The following is a 4,844-nucleotide window of genomic DNA, read 5'->3' on the forward strand; positions in this document are numbered from 1 at the left end:
TATAAATCACGTAATCTAACATTTCCATACGTTTTTTAGGGAATACTTTATGTAAGGCCAATTGTTGTTTTTTGAAATGAGTACGAAGTGTTTCTAAAAACGCTTCTTTCTTTTTGCGAAGGGTAGGTTTCTCTTTCCATAACCATTTAAATCGTCCRTTGAAGGTATTTACATCTTGTAAATAGCARGTMAATATCTTTGTCATTTGTTCATCTTCTCCTTTAAGGAACACAAAAAAGACACTGTTTCCCTGAAGAAAGGAAAACARTGTCGTRATTTWGATRAACTAAGCCCTTGAAATAGATGTCAATTTCGTATAAAATAAAGCCATAAGTTTTATTTTATACGAAACTAAACTATTAACAAGAGACTTCGACAAGTGTTTTCCCTACCGTAACTAGGGGGAACGGTTTAAGAGTGKTRGWRCACTACTTAAACAGTTGAAGTCTTTTTTCTATCCGCACGTTTTTGTTAGTTATATTATAGCGTTAACTAGTCTCATAATTCAATAAAAATTAGCAAAATATATCAAAACAAGTATATTTAGCTATGAGTGATCCTATATTGCTGCAGGAATTACCTTTATCATATATGAGGTTTTTACGTTAGGGGAGGGGAAAAAAGTTTCCCCTCCTCAAGTGTTTTAAAATATGTTATAATACTGCATTTTTAATGACATCGAAGATTTATTGATTAATACACTTTCAATGATAATCGCAAATGGTTCTTCTGGGTAGGGTGATTTTTTGTAGTCCTTTTTTGTAAAAAGGGTGAGAAAAAATCACCCTATGCAGCACGTTAAAAATATGATAGAAGCAGTTTCTACCTCATGTAGAAGCTGCTTTTTTGTTGAATTCTGAAGGTTAAAATTGTCCTATATCATTGGCTATTTGTACATATTTATCGGCATTGTTAACGTAAAGTTGTAATTTGTTGAGTTCTTTTTTAAAATTATTTTTCAACTCATTGGAAGGAGGTTCTGTAATGGTTGTTACATTCCATTTTTTCTTTTACTCGTAACTGAGTCTGATACAAATGTCAGATATATCATCGCCAGGATATCTGATTTTGTTTTCAAGCATGTAATCTTGAATGTATTAATATGTGACTATATCGAGTGAAATCATCTGGCCTTTCTATTCATCATCGCCATACTTCATCATCAATTCTTTTAACATATCATCTAAGTTTTTCATCGAAAGTGCACAACATTCCATCATCTTACTGTTGGCTTTAATTAAATTTTCAAGATGTCATTCTCAGTCGAATTGTTGATTAAATATAACTAATGTGTGAACCTGATTTTTTGAAAATTGCTATCGAGATTGATCATGTTTCTTTGCTAACTCATCAAGTTTTTTTACAGCAGTAGGATCAACATTTCTTATTTTAGGTTCCATATTTTATTTGAAATCCCCAAAATACTGGTGCCCTTTAAAAAATAGAGAGAAGAGCATAAGGGGTTTTTGCTATCACAGAGTGTGATAGGCTAGGCAAAGCCTAGCAAAACCATGATATCATGCAAAATCTTCAAGGAACCCCCTCAGCGCACCCTCAAATTGAAGGATAGTCCCTTCAGAGACCCTTCAGTRATCACAACATTTKTGCCAGAAACCCCTTCGCCGMMCCCTCATAKTTGATAAATGKYCCCTCMAGGGTCACYTCAKTTTGAAGTRTTTTTTGAAAAAAATAAGACAGAAGCAAGCGATCTTTTTTTATTTTTTTCGCACRTTCATGGTCAAAACGGCCACTTCTTTTTGCGTACAATACAAGTGATTTACACGTGCTTTTTTATCATTTATGAATCGATTTTTATTCTATAAACGACGACTGTTCTAAAAAAATGCAGGTTCGCAGGAAATCAATATTTATCTTTTTCATGCTCACAGCTGGTTCACATGAGTTAGAAAAAGATGTTGTCAAAAAGAAAATAAAAAACGATGGAAAAGCTGATACAGAATCAAAAATTGCGATAAAAAAAGATGCGATTCAATCCAGTGATGAAAGCATTCAGCCCTATGAAGATGAACAAAAAAGTTTGCAAAAAAAAACAAAAAAATTGAATGAGAAGCAGCAAGATTTAGCCATGAATTGAAAAAACAGAGGGGGACTCAAAGGGGACTAAGGGCAAAATTATGGTATTTAAAGGAAAATATTCAATCTGAAAAACGGTATTTAAGACTAAAAAGGGGACGTAAAAGGGACATGGAGAGCTTTTCTTTGATATCACGGTTTTGCTAGGCTTTGCCTAGCCTATCACCCTATGTGATAGCAGAAACCCCTTATGCTCTTCTCTTTTTTAGGTGAAATGGGCATTACTACAAAATAGAGGTCGGATAAAGTAGACGTCAATATTTGAAATATTGATTCAATTACGTTTAAAAGCCCTTAAAAAATTTGATGAATTAGTAAAGGAAAAAAGATTTTTCATTAGGGATTTTTAAAAGGGTGGATTAAAAAGAGGGGCGGTACTGAGAAAGAAAAAGGATGATGACAAAGGGAAAGAGGAGAGAAATCATAAAATGGATTTTCGGAACTTTTTGCACGGAATAGTGAAGCACATTCTAAAAAAACGGAGTACAACACATGAAATGGAACGTTAAAAAAAGCAAAAGTTTGAGAGCAAGAGAGGGAATGAAAAATCCTCTTTTTCCATACTACGATGGTAGAAGAGGGGAAGAAGTAGCAAGTAAAACATGGCGAAGTTTTTTTGGGTATAGAGGATCTATATTCATAAATTCATAATCAATCAAATAGTATAAAGACTTTTTCCCTTTCCACCTTGCGAGCAATGCATATAATCATTACAGAACTCACAATGGGTTAAATCACCCTTTATAATTGGTGGATTAACAATACTCTCACAATAAGGACAAGGTGGTGTAATCACTATAAACCTCTCTTATGTTTTAAAATGGGAGAGCATTAATACTCTCCCTTAAAACTCACGATTCATATTCCTTTTCTTCATCAATCCATCTATCTTCGGTCAATAGCCCACACTTAGGACATTTATATTTTGGATCTAGTTGAGTTGTTATTGCCTCAAAATTACAAGGTTCACATAAATGAATTAAAAACAAGTATTATCACACTCCAAATCAATAGAAACCACATCATCTTTATAGGTTTCATAAGTGATAATAACATCTTTTCCATCCCTTTATATTTATTGTACTACTTTTAAAATGAAAAATTTGTAGTGATTTGGCTAATACTCAATGGACATTATTTTAAAGGAATTTGTCTTCTTATTAAGTTATATGTAACAAGACTGTTCGTTTTTGTTACGTATCAAATACATAGTTTGCATTTTTGATTTCATAAAATGGAGAACAGGTGAAAGAATGTTTTTTGAAGGAAGGAAACATCCCTTTTTTATAGAATGTAAGTACTTTACTTAGGAGGAGGGCGATCCCGTTGAAGAAAAGAGCTTTACAGGTATTTTCATTACCAGAATATAAAGAAGAAATTGGCCGATGGCTATGGTGTTTAGAAGATGTTCGCTGCACGCTTCTAACACAATTAAATGGAATCAGCCAGCGTATGCTCGATACAAGAATTGATGAAAGACAAACAATTAGCACACTATTGTATCACATTGCATTGATTGAGGCAGATTGGTTATATGAAGAGGTCCTTGTTACTGAATGGGATCCCGAAATAAGTTCTTTGTTCTCATTAGCAGTTCGTTCTGAAGATGGCTCTTTAGCTCACATCGAGGGGCAAAGCTTAGAAGATCATTTTCACCGCCTTAATAAGGTACGAGAAGCATTTCTTTCCCACTTTCGTTCAATGGACTTAACAGACTGGCGTAGGCCAAGAATACTTGAACATTATGACGTTACACCTGAGTGGGTTGTTTACCATTTGATCGAACATGAATCTCATCATAGAGGCCAAATTTTCCAATTGCTTAAAGAATTACGAAACAATTAAGATGTCAAAGTAATGAAATAAAACAAAAGAGGTGCCTAAAATAACTATTTATATTGCTTTATTACGAGGCATTAACGTAGGTGGACACAAATTAATAAGAATGCAGGAATTAAAGAGCCTATTAACAAACATGGGATTAGATAAAGTTAAAACCTATATTCAAAGTGGAAATGTTATATTTCAGTCTGAAAGAAATGCAGAACAATTAGAAGAGCAAATGGAGCAAGAGATTAGAAGGGCTTTCGGTTTTTCTGTCATTATTATTTTAAGAACAGCTTCAGAATTGGAACAAATTATTAGCAGTTGTCCTTATCCAGTTAACTCGTTATCGGAAGGGGAGAGTGTACATATATCTTTGTTAGCTAAAGAACCTTCTAAGGAATGCATAAATCATTTACTCAATTATAAAAGTGAGATGGAGCAATGTTACATAAAGGGCAAAGAGATTTATTTATATTTGCGACAAAGCATTCGACATTCTAAGCTTTCTGTTCAACTTCAGAAGGTAGGTGTTCCAGGAACATCACGCAATTGGAAAACAATCAAAAAGCTCGGCACTATGGTAAATGAAATGCAGTAAGTAGTAGTTTGAAGAAATTGATGTAATTCCATTGTTCAAGTGTGTTAGTTAGATAGGGTACATCTAAAAATAATTAAATTTTATTCTAAASTACCATAAATTGTCTTGTATAAAAGTCCCCTTTTTTATACAGTACGTATGATTCAACAAAAGCTAGAAATATTGATAAATCAACGATATAACGTAAAGTTTATATCGTCACATTGATGTATAAAGTACAAAAAGGTACACCTTTTTATACGTAGGAAAAACTAACGACAAAACGTCTATTTAAACCTAAAAATAAATCTTTTTAGACATATAAAAAACAATAAACCTTTTTATA

At 33.0% G+C, this 4,844-nt stretch carries 3 protein-coding genes and 1 pseudogene; 3 read left to right on the plus strand and 1 reads right to left on the minus strand.

From position 1 onward, the window contains the following. Positions 1 to 205 (minus strand): annotated as a pseudogene (locus tag AC1DRF_RS16820) (replication protein); the annotation flags it as partial. A gap of 1,638 nt (positions 206 to 1,843) precedes the next feature. On the opposite strand from AC1DRF_RS16820, the gene AC1DRF_RS16825 reads away from it, so the two are divergent. The 3 genes from AC1DRF_RS16825 to AC1DRF_RS16835 all read left to right on the plus strand — a co-directional run bounded on the left by AC1DRF_RS16825 (position 1,844) and on the right by AC1DRF_RS16835 (position 4,519). After that, positions 1,844 to 2,095, plus strand: a complete 252-nt coding sequence (locus tag AC1DRF_RS16825) for a hypothetical protein (RefSeq protein WP_477741204.1) — start codon at positions 1,844 to 1,846, stop codon at positions 2,093 to 2,095. A 1,325-nt stretch (positions 2,096 to 3,420) separates the two neighbouring features. After that, positions 3,421 to 3,939 carry a DinB family protein gene (locus AC1DRF_RS16830; protein ID WP_320519734.1) on the plus strand — a complete coding sequence of 173 codons (519 nt, stop codon included), beginning with the start codon at positions 3,421 to 3,423 and terminating at the stop codon, positions 3,937 to 3,939. Between the two features lie 40 nt (positions 3,940 to 3,979). After that, the gene (locus AC1DRF_RS16835; protein WP_098907204.1) at positions 3,980 to 4,519 is read left to right on the plus strand and encodes a DUF1697 domain-containing protein; all 540 of its coding nucleotides are present in this window, start codon (positions 3,980 to 3,982) and stop codon (positions 4,517 to 4,519) included. Positions 4,520 to 4,844 lie beyond the last annotated feature (325 nt).

The sequence above is a fragment of the Priestia sp. P5_B4 genome, from assembly GCF_056400385.1.